The sequence below is a fragment of the Candidatus Burkholderia verschuerenii genome (assembly GCF_001189365.1).
Taxonomy (GTDB): Bacteria; Pseudomonadota; Gammaproteobacteria; order Burkholderiales; family Burkholderiaceae; genus Caballeronia; species Caballeronia verschuerenii.
The window spans coordinates 1-21,333 of the sequence record NZ_LFJJ01000014.1; the positions used below are offsets into that span (position 1 = coordinate 1).

18 protein-coding genes and 2 pseudogenes are annotated in these 21,333 nt (G+C 60.4%); 8 read left to right on the top strand and 12 right to left on the bottom strand.

Annotation, left to right across the window (positions count from 1 at the left end; all coding sequences use genetic code 11):
* Positions 1-129: 129 nt before the first annotated feature.
* A pseudogene (locus BVER_RS05005) lies at positions 130-477 on the bottom strand (Tar ligand binding domain-containing protein); the annotation flags it as partial.
* Between the two features lie 239 nt (positions 478-716).
* Between BVER_RS05005 and BVER_RS05010 the strand changes: the two are divergent.
* Positions 717-1,157 carry a PaaI family thioesterase gene (locus BVER_RS05010; protein ID WP_050452343.1) on the top strand — a complete coding sequence of 147 codons (441 nt, stop codon included), beginning with the start codon at positions 717-719 and terminating at the stop codon, positions 1,155-1,157.
* Between the two features lie 75 nt (positions 1,158-1,232).
* On the opposite strand, the gene BVER_RS05015 is transcribed toward BVER_RS05010, so the two are convergent.
* From BVER_RS05015 to BVER_RS05030, 4 genes are all read right to left on the bottom strand, one after another.
* A complete protein-coding gene (locus BVER_RS05015; RefSeq protein ID WP_050452344.1) occupies positions 1,233-2,081 on the bottom strand; it encodes an ureidoglycolate lyase in 849 nt (282 codons plus the stop codon).
* Positions 2,082-2,130: 49 nt separating this feature from the next.
* Positions 2,131-2,874 carry an SDR family oxidoreductase gene (locus BVER_RS05020; protein ID WP_050452345.1) on the bottom strand — a complete coding sequence of 248 codons (744 nt, stop codon included), beginning with the start codon at positions 2,872-2,874 and terminating at the stop codon, positions 2,131-2,133.
* A 62-nt stretch (positions 2,875-2,936) separates the two neighbouring features.
* Positions 2,937-3,773, bottom strand: coding sequence for an amidohydrolase family protein (locus BVER_RS05025; RefSeq protein ID WP_050452346.1), 837 nt, complete (start codon positions 3,771-3,773; stop codon positions 2,937-2,939).
* Positions 3,770-4,828 (bottom strand): aldo/keto reductase, encoded by a 1,059-nt coding sequence (locus BVER_RS05030; RefSeq protein ID WP_050452347.1) that lies wholly within the window; start codon positions 4,826-4,828, stop codon positions 3,770-3,772. The genes BVER_RS05025 and BVER_RS05030 overlap by 4 nt, the downstream gene beginning before the upstream one ends.
* A gap of 218 nt (positions 4,829-5,046) precedes the next feature.
* On the opposite strand from BVER_RS05030, the gene BVER_RS05035 reads away from it, so the two are divergent.
* Positions 5,047-5,592: a hypothetical protein gene (locus tag BVER_RS05035; RefSeq protein WP_050452376.1), complete on the top strand. Its 546-nt coding sequence runs from the start codon at positions 5,047-5,049 to the stop codon at positions 5,590-5,592.
* 9 nt (positions 5,593-5,601) lie between these two features.
* Here the strand turns inward: BVER_RS05035 and BVER_RS05040 are convergent, their stop codons facing one another.
* A complete protein-coding gene (locus tag BVER_RS05040; RefSeq protein ID WP_050452348.1) occupies positions 5,602-7,992 on the bottom strand; it encodes a bifunctional acetate--CoA ligase family protein/GNAT family N-acetyltransferase in 2,391 nt (796 codons plus the stop codon).
* A 215-nt stretch (positions 7,993-8,207) separates the two neighbouring features.
* On the opposite strand from BVER_RS05040, the gene parA reads away from it, so the two are divergent.
* Entirely contained in the window at positions 8,208-8,867 is a 660-nt protein-coding gene (parA, locus tag BVER_RS05045) for a ParA family partition ATPase (RefSeq protein WP_050452349.1), read from the top strand.
* A gap of 24 nt (positions 8,868-8,891) precedes the next feature.
* Positions 8,892-9,956 (top strand): ParB/RepB/Spo0J family partition protein, encoded by a 1,065-nt coding sequence (locus BVER_RS05050; protein WP_050452350.1) that lies wholly within the window; start codon positions 8,892-8,894, stop codon positions 9,954-9,956.
* A gap of 40 nt (positions 9,957-9,996) precedes the next feature.
* On the opposite strand, the gene BVER_RS05055 is transcribed toward BVER_RS05050, so the two are convergent.
* A complete protein-coding gene (locus BVER_RS05055) occupies positions 9,997-11,367 on the bottom strand; it encodes a replication initiation protein (protein WP_050452351.1) in 1,371 nt (456 codons plus the stop codon).
* A 1,714-nt stretch (positions 11,368-13,081) separates the two neighbouring features.
* Here BVER_RS05055 and BVER_RS05065 point away from each other — a divergent pair.
* Positions 13,082-14,272 carry a DNA-binding protein gene (locus BVER_RS05065; RefSeq protein WP_050452353.1) on the top strand — a complete coding sequence of 397 codons (1,191 nt, stop codon included), beginning with the start codon at positions 13,082-13,084 and terminating at the stop codon, positions 14,270-14,272.
* A gap of 99 nt (positions 14,273-14,371) precedes the next feature.
* On the opposite strand, the pseudogene BVER_RS05070 reads toward BVER_RS05065, so the two are convergent.
* The 3 genes and pseudogenes from BVER_RS05070 to BVER_RS05080 form a co-directional block, all read right to left on the bottom strand.
* Positions 14,372-15,298 (bottom strand): annotated as a pseudogene (locus tag BVER_RS05070) (tyrosine-type recombinase/integrase); the annotation flags it as partial.
* A gap of 120 nt (positions 15,299-15,418) precedes the next feature.
* Positions 15,419-15,772 carry a DUF2471 family protein gene (locus tag BVER_RS05075; protein WP_050452354.1) on the bottom strand — a complete coding sequence of 118 codons (354 nt, stop codon included), beginning with the start codon at positions 15,770-15,772 and terminating at the stop codon, positions 15,419-15,421.
* A gap of 208 nt (positions 15,773-15,980) precedes the next feature.
* The gene (locus BVER_RS05080) at positions 15,981-16,580 is read right to left on the bottom strand and encodes a helix-turn-helix domain-containing protein (RefSeq protein WP_050452377.1); all 600 of its coding nucleotides are present in this window, start codon (positions 16,578-16,580) and stop codon (positions 15,981-15,983) included.
* Positions 16,581-16,735: 155 nt separating this feature from the next.
* Here BVER_RS05080 and BVER_RS05085 point away from each other — a divergent pair, with 155 nt between their 5' ends.
* Complete coding sequence (locus BVER_RS05085) at positions 16,736-17,938, top strand: glycine C-acetyltransferase (protein WP_050452355.1); 1,203 nt, start codon at positions 16,736-16,738, stop codon at positions 17,936-17,938.
* 95 nt (positions 17,939-18,033) lie between these two features.
* Positions 18,034-19,065 carry an L-threonine 3-dehydrogenase gene (tdh, locus tag BVER_RS05090; RefSeq protein ID WP_050452356.1) on the top strand — a complete coding sequence of 344 codons (1,032 nt, stop codon included), beginning with the start codon at positions 18,034-18,036 and terminating at the stop codon, positions 19,063-19,065.
* Positions 19,066-19,087: 22 nt separating this feature from the next.
* On the opposite strand, the gene BVER_RS05095 is transcribed toward tdh, so the two are convergent.
* Complete coding sequence (locus BVER_RS05095; protein WP_050452357.1) at positions 19,088-19,702, bottom strand: YceI family protein; 615 nt, start codon at positions 19,700-19,702, stop codon at positions 19,088-19,090.
* A gap of 147 nt (positions 19,703-19,849) precedes the next feature.
* Here BVER_RS05095 and BVER_RS05100 point away from each other — a divergent pair, with 147 nt between their 5' ends.
* Positions 19,850-20,368 carry a hypothetical protein gene (locus tag BVER_RS05100; protein ID WP_050452358.1) on the top strand — a complete coding sequence of 173 codons (519 nt, stop codon included), beginning with the start codon at positions 19,850-19,852 and terminating at the stop codon, positions 20,366-20,368.
* 10 nt (positions 20,369-20,378) lie between these two features.
* On the opposite strand, the gene BVER_RS05105 is transcribed toward BVER_RS05100, so the two are convergent.
* Positions 20,379-21,272, bottom strand: coding sequence for a LysR substrate-binding domain-containing protein (locus BVER_RS05105; protein ID WP_050452378.1), 894 nt, complete (start codon positions 21,270-21,272; stop codon positions 20,379-20,381).
* Between the last annotated feature and the right edge of the window lie 61 nt (positions 21,273-21,333).

The following is a 21,333-nucleotide window of genomic DNA, read 5'->3' on the forward strand; positions in this document are numbered from 1 at the left end:
CGCTTCTTTAAGCGTATCAAGCATTTTCGTCGCGTCGCCCTCGATATGACAAACTCGCCCACAGCTACCTCACCTTTGTCTCCATCGTGTCTACCTTCGGGCCGCTCTTAAATGTGAACAGGACCTAGTGCGCGCGATGTTTTCGTCGCCGGTTTTCGGCGCGCTCACGAACGCCGCAAACGACTTGTCCGCCAGCGCGATCTGCTTGCGCGCGTGCTGCACGATATCGACCGGCTCGGTGCCGCCGCGCACCATGCGCGTTCCCGCGCGCGACAGATTGATGCGCGCGTCCATCAGATGCTGAGTGGTCTCGTTGACCGCGTTGACCTGCTTGAGCGCGATGTCCGACAAGCTGCCGACATCGTCGTGCGTGCGCGAGAGCGACCAGAAGCCCAATCCTTCGGTCACCAGCTGAAAGACACAAAACACCGCCAGAACAACCATCAAACCCGTTGCAACCTTGATCTTTCCGAACATCCCTGCACCGCGCCTTTCGAAAGAGCCGCTTGTGGCGGCGATGTCGGGGTTTACGGCAATTCAGGCGCCAAACTTGAATCGTTTGCCCGGCCGTTTGTCTACGCGAGAGACGCGGCGGACGGGCGCGCGCGTCTTGTGGAAACGCACCATTGCACAATTTTTGCTCGACTACCTTGCAGTGGGCGCAACCCCTTCCTCCTGTGTTTGCAGGACGGCACCGAACCCACCCAAGGAGTCGAATGGCCGAAATTGTCGATATCGCGCGCGGTGCACTGAATGCGCAACCGTTCAGCGCCTTTCTAGGAACCAAGCTGATGCAGGTCGATTCAGCGAGTCTCACGCTCTGTCTGCCGATCAGGGACGAGCTGAGGCAACAACACGGTTTCGTGCACGGCGGCGTGGTGAGTTACCTCGTCGACAACGCGCTCACCTTCGCGGGCGCGCTGCGGCTCGGGCCGAAGGTGGTCACGGGCGAGTACAAGATCAACTATCTGCGTCCGGCCGTGTCCGGCACGCTGATGGCGCGGGCGCGCGTCGTGCACTCCGGCCTCACGCAGGCGACTTGCCAGTGCGACGTCTTCGTCACCGATGGCGGCGCGGAAAGGCTCGTCGCGGTCGCGCAGGGCACGATCACGCGCATCGGCGAAAACGTCTCCGCCGAACCCGTGATTCACGCCTGAACTTTTTCATCCCGTCCTCCAAAGCAAGAAACCTCGCCGCGGCGAGGTTTCTTGTTGTCGATGCATACGTCGCGATTATTTCGCCGCGACGGTCTTCTGCGTCTGCTCGCCGAGACCCTGAATGCCGAGCTTCATCGTCTGACCGGCCTTCAGATACACCGCTTCCGGCTTCACGCCCATGCCGACGCCCGGCGGCGTGCCCGTCGAAATGACGTCGCCCGGTTGCAGGCTCATCACCTTCGACAGATACGCGACCAGTTGCGCGACCGTAAAGACCATCGTCTTCGTGTTGCCGTTCTGATAGCGCTTGCCGTCGACTTCGAGCCACAGATCGAGCTTCTGCGGATCGGCGACTTCATCCTTCGTGACGACCCACGGGCCGATCGGGCCGAAGGTGTCGAAGCCCTTGCCCTTGTCCCATTGCGTGCCGTGTTCGAGCTGCCATTCGCGCTCGGAGACGTCGTTGATCACGCAGTAGCCGGCGACGTAATCGAGCGCGTTGGCTTCGTCGACGTACTTCGCTTCCTTGCCGATGACCACGCCGAGTTCGACTTCCCAATCGGTCTTGACGGAGTTGCGCGGGATTTCGACGTCGTCGTTCGGACCGCAGATGGCGCTGGTCCACTTGTTGAAAATAACCGGCTCGGTCGGCACCGGCAGATTCGATTCGGCAGCGTGATCCGCGTAATTCAGGCCGATACACACGAGCTTGCCGATGCGTCCCACGCACGGCCCGATACGCGGATTGCCGTCCACGACCGGCAGCGACGCGATATCGGCGGCGCGCAGCTTGGCCAGGCCCGCTTCGGTCAGCGTCGCGCCGGTGATGTCGTCCACGATCTTCGACAGATCGCGAATCTTGCCCTCGGCGTCCAGCAGACCCGGTTTTTCCTGACCCTTCGGGCCGTAACGAAGCAGCTTCATCTGATTGATTCCTCTTTGTTGCGTGATGTTGAAAGAGTCGACGGCCGGCTTAATTCGACCAGCCGCCGTCGATGACATGAATCTGACCCGTCGTGAACGACGATTCGTCCGAGCCGAGATACAGCGCCAACGCGGCGATTTCCTCGGCGCGGCCGACGCGGCCCATCGGCTGACGCGCGACGAACGCCGCCTGCACCTGATCGACGCTCGCGCCCTGCGCTTTCGCCTGCTCGGCGATGCGCTCCTTGAGCGACGGCGACTCCACCGTGCCAGGACAAATCGCGTTGCAGCGGATGCCGCGCGTCACGAAATCGGCGGCGACCGCCTTGGTCAGCCCGATCACGGCCGCCTTCGACGCGCCGTACACGAAGCGATTCGGCACGCCCTTCACGCTCGACGCCGCCGACGACATGTTGATGATCGAGCCGCCGCCCTTTTCCAGCATCTTCGGCAGGAACGCGCGGATCGTCCGGTACATGGCTTTCGCGTTCAGATTGAAGGCGAAGTCCCAGTCGTCCCCGGTCGCTTCGAGAATGGAACCGGCGTGCACGAATCCCGCGCAGTTGAACAGGATGTCGATGGAACCGATTTCCTTCGCGAGCGCGTCGATCGCCTGCGCGTCGAGCACATCGAGCTGGCGCGCCTCGAACGGCTTGCCTTCGAGCGCTTCGATGCGAATATCGGTGGCGATCACGCGCGCGCCCTGCGCGGCGAACAGTTCGGCCGTCGCGAACCCGATGCCCTGTCCCGCCGCCGTGATCAGCGCCGTCTTGCCTGCCAGTCTTTGTACCATCTACGACTCCCTTCGAAGTTATTTTTGAGACATGCCGGGTATTCGACGCGATGTGTCGTCATTCACAGGCAATAGAACGCACGGGCGTTCTCGCCGAAAATCGCGTCTTGTTCGGCTTTTTCGAGATGAGAGGTCAGACGCCGCGCGGCGTCGTGCCACGCAGTGTAACTGCCGTTCATTTCGAGGACCGGCCAATCGCTGCCCCACATGAGACGCTCGTATCCGAATTGTTCGAGAAGATGCGCGACGTAGGGTTGGAGCGTTTCGTCGGTCCAGCCGGGATTCGATTCCGTCGCCAAACCGGAAAGTTTGCAAAAGAGTCCTTGCGGCAACGCGGCCAATTGCGCGATGCCATCCGCCCACGGTTGCCAGGCGATGTCGCGGCGATCGCGAATCTGCGGCTTCGCACCGTGATCGACGACGATCCTGAGCTTCGAATAACGCTCCGCGAACTTGATCAGCGAAGGCACATGCCGCGCGAAGATCAACGCGTCGAACGCGATATCGAGATCGATCAAGCGCTCGATCGCTTTCGGCGACGGCGCGTGTTCGATCCAGGTGTCGTCGGGCAAGTCCTGCAGCATCGGACGCACGGCCTTGAACTTCGGTTCGCGCACGAATTCGTCGATGATCGCGGGCGCATCGGCGGAATGCAGCGGCGCCCAGCCGACCACGCCGGCGATCGAATCCTCGCTGCGCGCGAGATCGAGCAGATAGCGCGTTTCCGCGATCGTCGGCGCGGCCTGCACGACGACCGGCCGCTCGATGTTCGCGGACTTACGCAACGGCGCGAGATCGTCGGGACCGAATACGCGATACAGCAGCGCAAGATCCGGCGTCAGCCAGCCATAATCGCCGCGCTTCGGATCCCAGTAATGCTGATGCGCGTCGATGTTCATTGCGGCACCGGCGCGTCGGCATGCAGCAGACCTTCCGCGCGCAACGCGTCCCACAGCGCGGACGGAATCGGCGTCGCGAATGCCGCCGCGTTCTGCCGCACTTCCTCGGGCGTGCGCGCGCCCATCAGTACGGTCGCCACGACTTTATGCGCATAAGGAAACTGGATGGCCGCCGCCGACAACGCCACGCCGAACTCATGGCACACGCGCTCCAGCTTGCCGACACGTTCGACGATATCTTTCGGCGCGTCGCCGTAGTTGAACTTGAGATCGCCGTGCGCCTTGGCATCGAGACCGCGCGCGAGAATGCCGGAATTGAAGACGCCGCCAAGCAGAATGCTGACGCCGCGCTTCTCGCATTCGGGCAGGAGATCGTCGAGCGTGTTCTGTTCGAGCAAGGTATAGCGGCCGGCGAGCAACGCGCAGTCGATATCGAAGTCCGCCATCATGTCGAGCACGGCCGCGCCTTCGTTCACGCCGAGACCGACCGCCTTCACGCCGCGCGTTCTTTTCAGTTCGTCGAGCGCGCGAAAACCGCCGTCGTCGGTCAGTTGCCGCCAGTAATGCGCGTTCTTTTCGCCGTGCGTGACGCGGCCGATATCGTGGATCAGCACGACGTCGATCTGCTTCATGCCGAGGCGCATCTGACTATCTTCGAACGAGCGGATGATGCCGTCGTAGCTGTAGTCGTAAATCGCCTGAAACGGAAGCGGCACGGCCCAGCCTTCGCTGCCGTCGTCGAGCGTGGTGCGCGGCACGAAGCGGCGGCCGACTTTGGTCGACAGCACGAATTCGTCGCGCGGATGGCAACGCAGCGCATCGCCCAGCCGATGTTCCGCTTTCGTGTGACCGTAATGCGGCGCGGTATCGAAAAAACGCATGCCGGCTTGCCACGCGGCGTCGACGGTGGCGCGGGCTTCGTCTTCCGTGAGTTCGTGGTACAGGTCGCCGAGCGGCGCCGTGCCGAGCGACAACGCGGTCACTTCCAGCGCCGTGCGGCCGATCTTGCGTCGGCGCGTCGCGGCGGATGCGTCTCCCTGCATGTCTCCAGTCATGAGCAACCCTCAATACGTTTGATGTGAAACGCTCACCACGGTGCGAGACGAAACAGTAACGCGTCCGATGCCGCCGGGCAAACGCCAGGCCAGGTTGTCCAAAGGGTTGCGCGTCGCGCGCAGTGTCGGCGGTTCCGGGCGACGCGTTAGAATGGCGGCCCTCTCAAAATGGCGGATGGCATCCGATGCCCGCCGCCGCGTTCAACCACGTATTTTCGATGGCAAAACTCCTTTCCGATTCCGAATTCCTGCGTTTTTCCGAACTCCAGCAAAAACAGGCGAACTTCACCATCGCCGCCGACGAAGCGGACGAATTGCGCGATATCGTCGCGCGCGCCCAGAAAACCCGCGACGATCGCGCCGCCGCGATGCAGGCGATCGAAACCTACATCGCTCAGTTCGATATCGGACCGGACGAACTGTTCTCGCCCGAGCAAATCGGCGACGCGGCACGCACGTACGGTCTGATTCCGGCCGCGAAGAAGGAACGCGCGCTGCCGCCGCAATTGACGCATAACGGCAAGCCGTATCAATGGACCTCGCGCGCGTTGCCCGACGATATTCGCGTGCCGCTGTTCGACGCGTTCGCATCCGGACAATCTGTGAAGTCCTTCATCGCGACGCCGAAGGACGCGACGCGTTGCGCGTTGACAATAGCGCGACTGGAAAAGGAAACCGGCACTTCGTATGCCGAAGCATTGCTCGAGGAACTGTCGATCTCGCGCGCGCAAGTCGACAACGCGCTCGCGAAAATCGCCGCGTAAGCGCGCATGTTATTTGATGTTCTTGGGTTGCGGCGTTTCACATAGCCGCATCCTGAATCCGACGACGCCGGGATCGTCCGTGCGCGTCGTCTCGAAGCCGGCATTGCGCGCTAGCGCGATCATGCCGGCATTTTCCCGCAGCGCTTCGCCGACCATCCATCGCGTGCCGCGCCGTTTCGCATAGTCGATGATGCGTCGAAGCAGCAGCGAACCCAGCCCCTGCCCTTTCATATCCGATCGCGCGGCGACGGCGAATTCCGCGCTTTCGTTGTCCGGATCGGCGATCGCGCGCGCGACGCCCACGGTCTCGGGCGTGCCGTCGATGCCGATACGCGTCACGATCAACGCCATCTCGCGGTCGTAATCGATTTGCGTCATTCGCGCGAGTTGCGAGTGATCGAAACTGCGCACGGCGCCAAAGAAGCGCAATCGCAAATCTTCCGCCGTGTTCGCGGCGACGAACGCGCGATGCGCTTCTTCATCTTCGGGACGAATCGGTCGAACGGTAATGTGCATGCCGCGCCAGTCGAGCGTCTCTTCCATCCAGCGCGGATACGGCACGATCGCAAGCGGCTTGCGATGCGCGCCGAGCGTGAGTTGCGGTTCGTAGACGGTGACCGAATCGCTCGTGACGCGCAATATCAAACGCAACGCGACGATTTCTTCGATGTAGCAAACGAGTTGCGATAGCGCGGTTAGCGCGTTGAGCAGAATCTCGGCGGGCAGTTCGCGCGATCGCGGCGAGCGCATAACGAGATCGCGCGCGAGCGTCGGATTGAGCGGCGGCAACGCGAACTCATGCAACGCATCGGCGAGTCCGAGCGCGCCTTCCGTCTTAAACTCGAACGCGGGCCCGAATATGCGATGGTTGAGCAGACGCGTTTGAATCTCGATGGCCTCGCTGGTCAGCGCGTCGGCCGGGCCCGGCTTCACCGCAATGCCGAATCGATGCAATACGCGCGCGGCGCGCTCGCCGTTCAATTCGGCGATGCCGATTTCCAGTGCTTCGCGAATCTCGTGCTGCGCGGCATCGATGTCTTTCGGCACATCGGCGGGCAGACCGTCGGGCGTCTGCATCAACAGTTCTCTGCCCTGCCGAAAATCGACGAGACGCGCGAAACCGCGTGCCAGCCGATGCGGTGTCGTATGCACGGGGATGCCGTTCGCGTGCAATTCGTCGCGCGTCGCCGAATCGACGCAGCCGAAAAAGCACGCCAACAAGCCGCGATAGGCGAGCCGCCGTTCCGCGATCAGCGTTCGCGCGACATCCGCGACCGGCGCGCTGTGAGTCGGCGCATGCACGATGAACACCGTGCCGGTTTCGCGATGCGGTGCGAGCGCCTGCAACGCGGCGCCGAAATCGGCGGGCGATGCGGCGTCGCCCAACAAAAGCGGATTGCCGGGCTCGGCGCGCGGCAAGGCGGCGGCCACTGCATCGCGCGCGGTTGCGGGCCACGGCGCGAGTTCATCGCCTGCTGCAGCGAAGGCGTCGCGCGCGAGCGCCGCCACGCCGCGATCGCTGGTGACGACCGTGGCAACATTACTTGCCGCGACCCGGCCGATGCCGAGCGTTTCGATTTCGTCGAGCAGATCGTCGAGCGAGTCGACGCGCACGAGTCCCGCGCGTCGAAAAGCGGCGCCATACAGTCGATCGAAGGGGTCGTCGCGTCCCGTGCGCAATACCAGAACCGGCTTGTTGCGGGCGGCCGCACGCGCCGCCGACATGAACTTGCGCGCAGCTTGAATCGTTTCGACCGCGAGGAGGATGGCGCGCGTCGATCCGTCGCTCGCGAGGAAATCGAGGATGTCGCCTGAATCGATGTCGGCCTCGTCGCCGAGCGCAACGATGCGCGAAAAGCCTAGCCCCCGTGCGCGCGCCCAACCGAGCACGCCGTTGGTCAGCGCATTGGAGCCCGACACCCACGCGACGCCTCCTGCTTTGACGTCGCACGCCGGCGCGCCAAGACATGCGCCGATCGCCGGCGTAACGATGCCCAAACTCGTCGGCCCGACGATGCGCACAAGATGCGGACGCGCGGCGGCCAGAGTGCGGGCAGTCCAGTCTTCGGGCACATGAGCGCCGTGGCTTCTCGCGGTGCCGACGATCACTACCGCCTTCGTGCTGCGCTTACCCAGCCGCTCGACAAGTTGCGGCCAGGTATCCGGTTTGGTGCAAAGTACGGCGACGCTTGGCGCGTCGGGAAGATCGTCGACGTGACGGAAGACAGGCTGACCGTTCAACTCGACATGCTTCGGGTTCACGGGCCAGACCGGTCCGCGAAATCCGGCTTGCACGGCGCGCTCCCAGACCATCGCGCCGATGCTTCCCGCTCTCGACGACGCGCCCACGACCGCAATCGACTTGGGCGAAAACAGGATGTCCAGATTTCGAACGGTCATGGCGGCTCCATCCGGCGCAGCGACATTGAGGGCAGCGCTTAGGATAGGCGATTTCGGTGGAGTGCCCGTGGCAAGCGCACAGCAATCAGGCGTGGCGACTTTATGCGCATAAAGCCTAGGCCGAATGGCCGATCTGTGATTCTTTGCCGTTTTTTAACTGGAAAATTTTTGAACGCAATGTAGAATTCAAAAGCCTTCAAATATTGGAGTTAAATGTGGCGGCGGAAATCATAGCGATCACGCAGCAGAAGGGCGGGGTTGGCAAGAGCACGATTGCGATGCATCTCGGCGCTGCCTTCCACGAGAAGAAGCGCGTGCTCGTCGTCGATGCCGACGGACAGAACACGCTCATCCATTGGTCCAGCGCCTCATCTGACGACGCGAATGGCATCCCGTTTCCCGTCGTCAATCTGTCGGAGGCGGGCGGGCAGATCCATCGCGAAATCAAGAAGTTCATCAACGACTACGACATCATCGTCGTGGACTGTCCGCCATCGATCACCGAGAAGGTCTCCGGCGTCGTGTTGCTTGCGGCGAGTATCGCGGTGATTCCGACGTCTTCATCGCCGGCCGACTATTGGTCGAGCGTCGGGCTCGTGAAGCTCGTGCAGCAGGCGCAAGTGATGAACGAGGATCTGCGCGCGGTATTTCTCCTCAACAAGACAGAAGAGAAGCGGATGCTGACGCGAGAGCTCAAGGCAGCGCTCGAAGAACTGGGCTTCCCGCTACTCAAGACGCAAATTCCCACACGCGAGTGCTACAAGCAGGCGATGGCTCTCGGCCAAACCGTCCTTCAGATGAGCGATCGCGGTTCACGGCTTGCCGCGGCGGAAATTCGCGCCTGTGCCGAGGAAATCCTCGGCATGCTTCCCTGACTTTATGCGCATAAAGGACCCTGAATGAAAACGTCCCAGTTTGCCAAGGGCTTCAAAGCTCGCCCGGATACCACCAGCAGCGAAAAGCGAACCGCGCTGGATCGCCTGAATGCGATCGATGGCATCGTCGATATTCAACAAGCGGGGCAAGCGGCATCCAACGGCCGTTCGAGCGCATTCGTCAGCGAAGAGCAGACTGACGCCGATTCGGCGACGGAATCCGACGCGTATCGCGCGTGGCGCCGCGCGAACCGCTATTCCGCCGGGCAGGTGATCGAACTGCCGCTAAAGGCGATTAAGCCAAGCCCGTTTAATCCCCGGCATTTCTATCTGAAGACGTCGATTGCCGAACTCGCGGTGAATCTGGCCAAGCAAGGCCAGCAGCAGGCGATTCACGTCATCCCCGATTACGAAAATCCGGGCACGTTCTACGTCAGCGACGGCGGTCGTCGCGTGCGGGCGCTTAAGGAAGCGAACAAGGAAACGGTCAAGGCGATCGTGGTCGATCTGCCGATCGGTATCGAAAGTTATAAGCTCGGCTATGACCTCAACGTCCAGCGCGACTCGCAGACCGTATTCGACAATGCGATCGTCTGGAAGCGATTTCTCGATGACGGGCATTTCCAAAGCCAGCGTGAGCTCGCCGATCACCTCGGCCTCGACGAATCGACGATCGCGGTCGCGCTGTCGATTTCCAAGCTGCCCGAGAACGTGATGCACGAGATGGTTGCGCGGCCGGATCGATTCGGTTCGAACATGGCGTATCACATCACGCGATATCACTCGGCGCGCGGCAGCGATGCCACGCTTAGGCTGATCAATCGGATTACATCGGATGATCTGAGCACGCGCCAGGTGGCCGATATCGTCAAGGGACGGGCAAGCGCGCAGGAAACGCCGAAGCCGCCGGGTCGTCAGCGCTATGCGCAGCGACTCGAAATCAAGCTGGATGGCGTGTCTGTCGGCGATTTGAAGTCGTACGGCGAGGATCGCCTCGAATTGCGTCTGCGCGGATTATCGAAAGAGCGGCGGGATGAGTTGTTGCATCAGATCGAAGCGATGCTTCTGCCGGTGCAATCGAAGAAATAAGAATCCGGGTCGTGGCCGCCTGCTTTCGGCGACCCCTCGCTCAACCGGCGCGCGATTGACTCAACGTGAACGCGAGCAGATCGCCGTCGGTCGGCTCGCCCCAGGTCTTTCGTGCCAGCCAATCGAAGAACGAAGTCTCCGCGAGCTTCGAATCGAGACCGCGCTTGCGCCAGTCATCACGCATATGCGTGCCCAACTCCGGTAGCACGCTGTCCTCGAAAGTCTGCCGCGCCAGGTCCCGCTCTTCTTCACCTTGCTCGTCATAGAGCGCCCGCGCTTCCTTGCGACGATACGCCGAATACTCGCTCAAAAGCCGCGCCTTCAAATCGTCCGCAGCGGCGACAGAGTTGGCAGCGCCGTTGCGAGTCGCGGCCCCGTTCGCGGGCGCGGGCACGAGCGCCTCGACCGGTGGCGCGTAGCCCTTCTTGAGCGCATCCTTGAACAGCGCGGCAGCACTGCGCACGGGCGGCAAAGTGGTGCTGCGCATGCGTTGCTCGGTCATCTGCAACGCCGCGCGGATGCGATTTTCCTCGCTGTCCGCGTAAAGCGTCTGCGCTTCCTTCAACGGAATCCCGATCTTCACCATGCGATCGACGAGCGTACTGTCGAACACGTTCGGATGCTCGTCCAGCGCGAGCATCGGCTGCTTGCGCTCGGTGACGCGAAACTGAATTTCGGCGACGCGACGTCCTTCGCGATGCTCCACCAGTTCGACGAAAATGTTGGTGACGGCGTTAACCTCGGCGATCGCTGGCCGCAAATAATCGCGCTTGAAGTATTTGTACTCGCGCTTGGATTCATCGCCTGCTTCAGTGTCCGGCGTTCCCGATAAGATCGGACGCCACCATTCCCACGTCTCCCGCATCGTTAAATGGCTGGGATTGGTCAGGTATCGAACGCAGATTTCGTACAGCGCCAGTCCAGCGCTGCTGCGCAACTGGCTTTGGAACTGCAGGCTCAGACGTGCATACTGAACGGGATCGAGCAGCTTCTTCTTGATTTTCGGCGCGAAAGAAAACTCGACCCAGACACGACGCGTGGTCGGATCTTCGAGAATTTCAGCATCGGCGATGAGCGTCGAGATGCCCCACTTGCGGCCGGGCTTCTGGCTGGACGTGCCCGTGCTCCATTCGACCTGGACCGACACCATCCGTCGAAGGTGTTCTTTGACGAGCGCGGTGTCGTTGGAATCGAAGGCCGAGTTGGCAACGATGTCCGAAAGCAACGCGCGGTAAGTGTCGCCCGAATCGTCGGCTTGCTGAGCGACAGCCAGCAATACATTGAAAAGCTTGCGAGTAAGCAGCGTGATCTTGCCGCTCTTCGGCTGAATGGCAATGGCCTCTACGGCCTTGCGCAATTCCGCCGAGCTCGGACTCACAACGTCGGTTTTCTTTGCGCGCTTGGTTGCCATGCGTGCGTCAGGTGCAATCGATAATGCGTGCAGCATACCGAGTGTGGTGATGGGCGTCTATACGTGCGTCTTCACCATCTTGGGGTGAGCCGCGCGTGAATCATCGAACTCACTGCGGTGCGGTCCCGTAAACACTCACCACTCACCTAATGACGATGTCGGTTTAGCCTAGAAGCCACGCGGGTAAACGGCGCGCGGGGATGTTTACCTCTTCCGAATAACCCGGCTGCCTCTCCTGAAAAGACTCACCTGAATAAATTTTTGGGCCTGAACTGCTCTTGTGGTCTTGAAGAGACATGCACATACGCATGGTGTCATCGTCGAATTCGGCCGTTGCGTTGGGCGATGTGGCTAAGATCGCGCGACAAGCAAGTCGCCATCGATCCGTTAGTCCCGAAAAACCTCACCTTATCGTTGCACACGCCAAGAATCTTCAGCGGCAAGCGCTCCGTTCGGCGCGACTCGAACCTCGTTACCATCCTACAAACGCTCACCTTTTCCCTGTTGTGTGTTCTGAAGTGGCCTGCAGGTCGCCTCGAGAACACTCCCGAATACTCTCACCTCAAATCCGGGCGAAGCAAAAACATATTCGATTCGGGCACTTATCTCGCTTTATTCACAACGCATCGAGATATGGGGCTCCCGAAAAACCTCACTTAACCGAAGTAGGTTTCCCTGAAGCGTCGCGTTGCGGCATCCCGCATTTTCTCACCTTTAAGCTCGCAAGACTAAGCACTGCATGTCTATTCCTATGATTTATATAGGTATTTTTCGAATGCGAGACCGGCGGCTGCGATCGGCCAAACTGAAATTGTTCGCCACTTCCCGAAAATCCTCACCCATGCCGTAGTCACGCTGAAGCGCGGTAGTGCCCAATTCCATCTCGAACCTGGTCCTGAAAACGCTCACCTTTGGCGCGGTGCAGGCCTACAGTTCCCGTGGACGGCGCTCCCGACCAGGCTGACATCCCACGCCGTACTCCCGAAAAACCTCACCATTGCCCATAACTTATGGCAAAATCGAGGCCAAAGCATGTTGTAGCCCTGAAAACCCTCACCGTTAAGAGCTCTCAGCTCCCGCAAACAATCACCTTTGCGCTCGGCATCCCTTATAGAGGCTGTTTTTATCGCTAGGTGCGGGCATCCCGATTACTCTCACCTCAGTGTTTAAGCTGGTACACGGATAGGTCAGACAGATTAAGGCCAGAAGCTATACTGGCTCCCGTAATGGCTCACGCTCGCTTAAAAGCTGTTTCCCGAACCCGCTCACGACCTGTCCCGAGACAACTCACGTACGATCCTGAAGCTCATCACCGCGGTATCCCGAAAGTTTTCACCAAGCGTCCTGAAGATGCTCACCTTATGACCGGCAAAGCCCTATGGCATAAGGCTTTGCCGTGGCGTTAACGTTTTTAAGAAGATTCAAAGGTGTTTACTTTTATTACTCTCTACAGCGTCCCGCGAGCATCCAAATAAAGACGAACTCGTGAAACATAGGCCTGTAATCGAGCAATCATATAAAATCCATAAGAATCATTGCTTTATCGTGTCAACCTAAAGATGTTTCACGACGACTCTAGTAGACGTCCAGTCTGAGGCTCACATCGCGGCACTTATACCTTTGCTAAAACATTTCGGTACGTACCATCTAAATTTCGTAACGCGAGCTACGTAAAACGTTATGATTGATACCGATTCAACACGCAAACCGTCCCATGAACACTCAATTTCGCGAGCAACTTCGCGACGAACTGGATAAGCTTCGCGCCTCTGGCGCACGGCGTCAGGAATTGTCACGTCACGCGTGCAAGCGCCTGTTCTTCGATCAGGGCGTTCGACCATCGGTCACGCTGGTGCGCGAATTCACGCAGACCGGCAGCGCCAGCGACATACCTAAAGACATCGAATTGTTCTGGGACGAGCTTCGCGCCACGCTGCGCGTGCGTATTGATGCAGGCGCGGTGCCCGAAGCACTACAAAACCGTGCGGGAGATCTGCTGGCGTCGCTTTTTGCAGAAGCGCACCTGCTGGCGCGATCGGAACTCGAAGCAGAGCGTGCACGAATCGAGGCGAATGCGCAGTCCCTGCAAACCCAGGTGCGCGATGCGGAAATCCGTCGCGAGACGTTCGAACTTGCGCATCAGCGAGCGGAAGCGCGTCTGGAATCCGGCTCGGCTCGAATTGCCGCGCTCGAGGCTGAGCTCAACGCGCTAAAAAGCCAGGGGATCGACGCTCACGGAAGTTTACGTGAGGCCATCGCTCGTTTGGAAAAGGAGAATGGCGCGCTGAGCGATCAGTTGCAGGGCGAACAGGCGGCATCGGTGCGGCTTCGGGATCGCATCGACGATCTTCAGGCCGAGTTGCGCCAGAACACCGAGCATTACGCGCAACAGATCAAGGACGCGGTCAAGGAAGCCGAACGTCACGTCAAGCCGATGCTCGTCGAACTCGATTCGTTGCGCGGCATGGCGGCGACTTATCAGTCTGGCGTACGCGAGGCGGGACAGAAAGAATTCGATTTTATTCAACAGCTTAGCGCCGCTCGCGGACGCGCCGACCGGCTCGAAGCCCAAGTACGCACGCAGTCCGATGAAATCGACGCGCTCGTGCATGAGCGCGACGCGCATCGCATGCGAGCGAGTGTGAGCAACGAAATCGGCGGCTTGCTGGCCTTGCTTGCCGCAGACGGTCGGCTGGATGCGCACGAAATCGCTGCTTTAGGCACGCAAATCGACGCGTACATCACGCCTCCGTCGACCTGTCCGGCCTGCGAGTCGGGCGAACCGGAACTTCAGCGTCACGAGGACGAGTTCGAACTGCTATGTCCCAATTGCGACCGAACGTCCGGCGCAGTCTCTTCCAAGCTTGCGGCAGTCGATGGATTCCGGCGGTCGGATGAAAATTAGGCCGCGCCGCGCATTTCGACGTCAAAGGTGAGCGTTTTCGGGATCGTCGGCGCGTGCGTGAGCCAGATCGCGCTCCCGAATTTGCTCACCCATTCACTCCTGCCAGGCCCGATGCAGCCGATGAGCCGAGATCATTTGCTGGAATCCGAGCCACTGTCCGACCCGTTCCGGATCCGTGCCGTTCTCGAAAAGCTCGGCCGCGTAAGTGTTGCGAAGCGTCTGCGGACTGGCTCGCGCCACACGCGACGCGGTTATACCCGATGCCTCGACGACCGCGTCGATGGCGCGCAACATGGTCGCTTTGTGCATCGAGCGGCCGGACGGCGCGGCCGGAAACAGCAAGTCGCCAGCCAATCCGGCGGCTTTGCGCTCTTCGAGCCACGTGTCGAGCAATTCGAGCGCGAAGGTGGCGAGTCGCGCCTGGCGGATTAGCAACGGGTTTGCCGCATCGACCGTGACTTAAGGCGCGCCGGCGGCGTAACAATCGATGGTCATATGCGCGGCCTCGCCGGTCTTGACGCCCGCGCCGAGAAAGGTGGCGACGAGCGCCCGATCGCGACGCTCGCGCCAGCGCGGCCCGGCAGGCAGCGCGCCCATCGGCGAATAAAGATGCGCGATCAGCAGCGCGCGTTCGTCATGCGTGAGAAATCCGGTCGGTTCGTTGTCGCGCGCCTTGCGCCATGCCGCATCGCCATCTTGAGCGATGAAGCGAGCCGGATTCGTTCCCGCCGATTCCAGTTCGCGGACATGATCGAGCACACGTTCGATCAGTCGCAGATAACGCACGCGTTGAGGACGTCGAATGTCCAGCTGCGAGATGAACTGTTCGATGGCCGGCCGCTGCACGGTTTGCAGCGTCGCACGACTGGCGCTGAGCCATTCCAGAAAATTGCCCCATTGCGCGCGATAGACATCGGCGGATGACGCGCGAAACTCCTGTTGCGCAAGCCACGCATCGAACGCGGCTTGCGGATCGGCTTGCCAGTCGGACTGCTGTTGATCGAAGAGATCGGAACTGTTTGGCATGGTGTTCGCAGTGGCTCGACACGTCTCGATGTTAGTTGCGCACAGAGTCGGGCTTCATGTGGCCGTCGTCAAGTGAACAGTAGCGATGAGGTGTAGCGAAGTGTCGCAAACACTCGCGCGTCAATGTGCGATGGCAAGCTGCGGTCGGCCGTGTCGGGCGGCCTGATCGTAGGCATCGACGGCGAAGGCGAAAACGGCCGGCAACGCGTTCGATGTCGCGATATCGACGACATCGTCCGTCTCGGGAAATCGAAAATCGTCAGGACGCGCGAAAAGCGCTCGAAGCGTGGCTTCATGTCGTCCGGCGAAGCCCAGATCGGCCACGGCTTCTGCCTCGATCGCGTGCAGAAGCCGCCAGGTCAGCGGAACGCCGAGGTCAATGTATCGCCCAGCGATCTCTCGGGTGATTCGTTCGAGATCTCGCACCGCACGCGCAAATTGCTTTTTGCTCAGATGTTCGCCGCTCGTCTCCATCACTCACCCCTTCCGACTGGTCTTATGTACTGTATAAAAATACAGTATTTGGCGCTATGAGAATAGCGTCTCGCCACTCGGACTCCGTGTATGTGCGATTCCGCCTATGCGACCGTGCGTTCGATGCGGGTGTGCGTGCTCTATCACAGAGCACCGTATGCCTTGACACAAAACCCTTCGCTTTATGCGCATAAAGTGCCGGATCCTCTCAACCGTGAATCACCACGAGCAGCGCTTTTGCCTCCGAGCGAGCGACATTGCGAATCGCATGCGCATCGTCGGCGGCGTAGCGCGCGGTTTCGCCGACTTTGAGACGACGATTGCTACCAGACGCGCCAACTTCAATCGTCCCGTTGAGTACGGTCAGATGCTCGCGCGCACCGGGCTCGTGCGCATTCGATGTCAACGCCGCGCCGGCTTGTAGCGTCAGCTCGTACCACTCGAACTTTCCAGCCAGTTCGATCGGTCCCCACACACGCAGTTGATATCCGCCGTTATCGCCGCTCAACGTCGGAATATCGTGCGGCCCCGAAACGCGGATGGCCTCCGCAGGTTTCTGCGGAGCGAACAACTGATCGAGGCTGATTCCGAGCGCATTAGTCAATCGCCAAGCCACCGCGATCGTGGGATTCGCTTTGTCTCGCTCGATCTCGGAAAGCATCGACTTGGACACGCCCGCCGCCCGCGACAAATCATCGAGCGTCAGTTTCCGTTCTTTTCGCAAACGCTGAATCTGTTCGCCGACGCGCGGCGGTACTGTTGCAGCAGCGGCGGTCGAGAAATTGCTCTCCGAATTTGAACTTGCCATGTATTCCACAATCCCTTAGAGTGTTCGTTATACCGGAAAACGGTTCGAAATATCGAACATGTCCAATATGATTGATGCACTATAACAGGCCTATAGCGACGCGGATGTCTTCCGCGCAGCCCGGCTCGAACGATCTGTCAATGAGAAGGATGCCAATGAACGACCGATACCTCTCCCATCTGCGCGCCACGCTGGAAGACATTCGCGCCGCCGGCTTCTACAAGAGCGAACGCGTCATCGCGAGTCCGCAATCGTCGGGTATCCGGCTTGCCGACGGAAGCGACGTCCTGAATTTCTGCGCGAACAATTACCTCGGTCTTGCCAATGACGCGCGCCTGATCGATGCCGCGCAGGCCGGACTCGGCGCGGACGGTTTCGGCATGGCGTCCGTGCGCTTTATCTGCGGCACGCAAACTGTTCACAAGACACTGGAAGCGCAGATCGCGCGCTTCCTCCGCACCGATGACGCGATTCTGTATTCGAGTTGCTTCGATGCGAACGGCGGCCTCTTCGAAACCTTGCTCAGCGAGGAAGACGCCATCATCAGCGACGAGCTGAATCACGCGAGCATTATCGATGGCGTGCGGTTCTCGAAAGCGCGTCGTCTGCGGTACAAGAACAACGATCTCGCCGATCTCGAAGCGCGCCTGCAAGAAGCCGATGCGGCCGGCGCGCGCTTCAAGCTGATCGCGACCGATGGCGTATTTTCGATGGACGGCATCATCGCGAACCTTGCGGGCATCTGCGACCTCGCGGATCGCTACAATGCCCTCGTGATGGTCGACGATTCTCACGCGGTCGGTTTCATCGGCGAGCACGGACGCGGGACGCCTGAGTTTTGCGGTGTGCTCGACCGCGTCGATATCATCACCGGCACCCTGGGCAAGGCGCTCGGCGGCGCGTCGGGCGGTTATGTGGCTGCGCATCAGGAAATCATCGATCTTCTGCGTCAGCGCAGCCGCCCCTATCTTTTTTCGAATACGCTCGCGCCGAGTATCGCGGCCGCATCGCTCAAAGTGCTCGAATTGCTCGAAAGCGATGAAGGCGCGCAACTTCGAAAGCGCGTTCGTGACAACGGCGCGCACTTCCGCCGCGCGATGACCGCGCTCGGCTTCGATCTCGTTCCGGGCGAACATCCGATCATCCCCATCATGCTCGGCGATGCACAACTCGCATCCAAAATGGCCGATGCCTTGCTCGACGAGGGCGTTTACGTGATTGGTTTCTCCTACCCCGTCGTTCCAAAAGGCCGCGCGCGGATTCGCACGCAGATGAGCGCCGCCCACACGCCAGAACAGATCGATCGCGCAGTCGATGCATTCGCGCGCGTCGGCCGCTTGCTGGGCGTCATCCGCTGAGCCATCCCAGGGGCTTTATGCGCATAAAGCCCCGCGCACCATCGCTGCCGCGCGACGAAACGCCAACGAAAACGCACAACGTCAGGACCATCGCAATGAAAGCCCTCGCCAAACTCGAACGTGCTCCCGGTCTCACGCTTACGCGCGTGAAGCGTCCCGAAGTCGGACATAACGATGTCCTCATCCGCATCCGCAAAACGGCTATCTGCGGAACGGACATTCATATCTGGAAATGGGACGAATGGGCCCAGAAGACGATTCCCGTGCCGATGCATGTCGGCCATGAATACGTCGGCGAGATCGTCGAGATGGGACAGGAAGTGCGCGGCTTTTCAATCGGCGATCGCGTGTCCGGCGAAGGTCATATCACGTGCGGTTTCTGCCGCAATTGTCGCGCGGGACGCCGGCACCTTTGCCGCAATACCGTAGGCGTCGGTGTGAATCGTGAAGGCGCGTTTGCGGAGTTCCTCGTGATCCCCGCGTTCAACGCGTTCAAGATTCCCGCCGATATCTCCGATGACCTCGCCGCCATCTTCGATCCGTTCGGCAACGCGACGCACACTGCGCTCTCGTTCAATCTCGTCGGCGAAGATGTGCTGATCACCGGCGCTGGTCCGATCGGCGTGATGGCTGCGGCTATCGCGCGGCACGTCGGCGCGCGCAATGTGGTCATCACCGATGTGAACGACTATCGACTCGAACTCGCGCGTAAGATGGGTGCGACGCGAGCCGTCAATGTCGCGAATGAAGACTTGCGCGACGTGATGAGCGAACTCGGCATGACCGAAGGCTTCGACGTCGGACTGGAAATGTCCGGCGTGCCGAGCGCGTTCACCGCGATGCTCGAAGCGATGAATCACGGCGGCAAAGTCGCGTTGCTCGGCATTCCGCCGGCGCAAACCGCGATCGACTGGAATCAGGTGATCTTCAAGGGATTGGAGATCAAAGGCATCTACGGACGCGAAATGTTCGAAACCTGGTACAAGATGGTCGCGATGCTGCAAAGCGGACTCGATCTCTCGCCGATCCTCACGCACACCTTTCCGGTCGACGATTATCAGCGCGCGTTCGACACCATGCTGTCCGGCAACAGCGGCAAAGTCGTGCTCGACTGGACTGCCGCCTGACGACGCGTCGACCGAAAAAAACTTACGGCGCTTTTGCGAATTCCGCCTGAATTGCGACATGCACGTCGTCGCCGACGGCGGGATACCACGTCGTCAATCCGAACTGCGAACGGTTGAAATGTCCATCGGCGGAAAAGCCCAGCGTTTCTAACTTGGTTAGCGGATCGACCGCGTGACCGTTGAAAATGACGTTCAGCGTGACCGGACGCGTCGTGCCGCGAATCGTCATGTCGCCGGTCAGCGTGCCTTTGTTCTCGCCGGTCCGCTGAAACGATGTGCTTGCGAACGTGATATCCGGATAGCGCTCGACGTCGAAAATATTCGGTCCTTTGACCATGCGATCCAGTAGCGGCACGTTGGTATTGACGCTCGACGCATCGATCGTCACGCGGACCGCGCTTCCCGTCATGCCGTCCGCGCGCCAGTCGAGCTGCCCCGTCACCTTGTCGAAGCGAATCACGAAGCGCGCATAGTGCAGGTGATCGACGTCGAAACTCACGTTCCAGTGATGCGGATCGAGCTGATAGCGCCCGACCGGCACGCTCGATTTGCTCGACGACACATGATGCGTGACCACCTGCAGCGGCGTACACGCCGCGAGCATTATCAGAGCCAATAACAACGCGCGCGTTTTCATCCGATCACGCCTCCAAAGAAGAATTTCCTCCGACGCCGTCACGTCATTTTCTCGTCATCACACGAGAATGGCGTGATCAGGTAGAGTTCGCCTCGGTCATCATCTCAAAAAAGGCGCGGTCGCGATGCGTGCGACAGCGGAGAATCCATGAGTTCGTTGCTGTCCCGCATCTCAAACATTCGCCCGCGCGCGCTGGGGCTCATCGCCTTCGCCGCGCTTTCGTGGACGCCCGCCGCGCAGGCCGCGTGGTGTTCCGACGGACTCTGGATCGATGCGATGATCGGCTCGCATCACTTTCATCCGGACAAGGACTTCGAGCAGTTCAATCCCGGCATCGGCGCGGAATGCTGGCTTGCGCCGCAATGGGCCGTGACCGGCGGCTACTTTCGCAATTCCTTGTCGAAGCCGTCGTTCTATGGCGGCGGCGTCTGGTCGCCCGACTTTCTGCACTGGAACCATGTGCGGCTTGCGGCGATGGGCGGCATCATCTCCGGCTACAACTACGGCAGTTACGGCTTCGGCCACAATCACACGATCGGTCCCGTCGCCGCGCCGCTGATCATGCTCGATTACAAGCGCGTCGGTGCGAACATCATCCTTATTCCGCCGATTCCTTCGAGCGATCTGCCTTTCACGCTGGGCTTCATGATCAGAGTGAAGTTCTAAGTATTCCGAACTAACGCGTTTGCGCCGCATGTCGTAAGCAATCTAGCAGTAGCGTTGCTGCGGGCGTAAGCGGACTATCGCGCCGCGTCACCACACGCACGGACACCGCCGGCAAAGGATCGACGATCGGCAGCACGGTGAGGCCATCGCCGACCCAAGGATGCGCAAGCAGCGATTCGGGCATCGCGGCGAGTGCATTGGAGCCGCGCAAAAGCCCGTGCGCGATCACGAAACTCGGACATTCGATCACGCGTGCCGGCACGGCGAATCCGCGTTCGGCGTAATAGTCGAGCAGCGCCTGCGTCGAACTTTCGGGCGACGGATTCAGCAGCCATTCGGCATCGCTCAGTTCGGCGAGACGCGTGCAATGCTGCAACGGATGATCCGCGCGCCCGACGATCACCGAACGGCTCTCGTACAACTCGATGTGATCGAACTCCGGCGCGAGATGCTCGGGCACGACGACCGCGACGACGAAATCGAGCGAGCCGTCACGCAGACGCGGCATCGCGACGCCCGGAAAACCTTCGATAAAACTCACACGCGCGCCGGGCATCTGCCGCCGAAACGCGCGATACGCCTGCGGCAACACCGACAACGCCGCCGTCGGCGTGATCGCCGCACTCACGCTGCCCGCACCCGCGCCTTTCATCTGCGCAATATCGTCTTCCGCGCGCCGCATTTCGCTGACGATCAGATGCGCCCGCACGCGCAATTGCTGGCCGAACGCGGTCAATTGCACGCCGCGCGCGGTGCGCAACACGAGCGGCACGCCGAGATCCTGCTCCAGTTCCTTGATGGCCTTCGTCAAAGCCGCCTGCGACAGATGCAGCGTGCGCGCCGCCGCGCGGATGCTGCCTTGTTCCGACGTCGTCAGAAACGCGCACAACTGATGGATTTTCATGCTCATGAGGGGCCACTGAGGGTTATCACCGACAACCAGAAGAGTTCACACATTTAATTTA